1 protein-coding gene is annotated in these 248 nt (G+C 54.8%); it reads right to left on the bottom strand.

Features of this window, described 5'->3' with window-relative positions:
• A partial coding sequence (locus FQ664_RS27420) for a PglD-related sugar-binding protein (RefSeq protein ID WP_474707161.1) occupies positions 1–224 on the bottom strand: 224 nt, incomplete at its 3' end.
• Between the last annotated feature and the right edge of the window lie 24 nt (positions 225–248).

Consider the following 248-nt stretch of genomic DNA (forward strand, 5'->3'; position numbering starts at 1 on the left):
CCATTGACCAACCCAACACTTGAGATGTCGAGCCCATCGAGCACTTCATCTCCTCCTAGCACCTTGACTCCTCGCCAGAGACTCGTGCCTGCATGGACAAGACTAGGATCGCAAACGCCAAGGAGCTTTCGCCCAGAAACATCGATCAGTGACCTTAGCACCTTTGCATGCCCACCTGCTCCAAGCAGGACCAGCGGCATGTCCTCATGGGCGAACGGCTTCATTTTTCCAGAGTCTCACCTGCCAAA

Origin of the sequence: Pseudomonas persica (assembly GCF_900291015.1) — a bacterium.
Lineage (GTDB): Bacteria > Pseudomonadota > Gammaproteobacteria > Pseudomonadales > Pseudomonadaceae > Aquipseudomonas.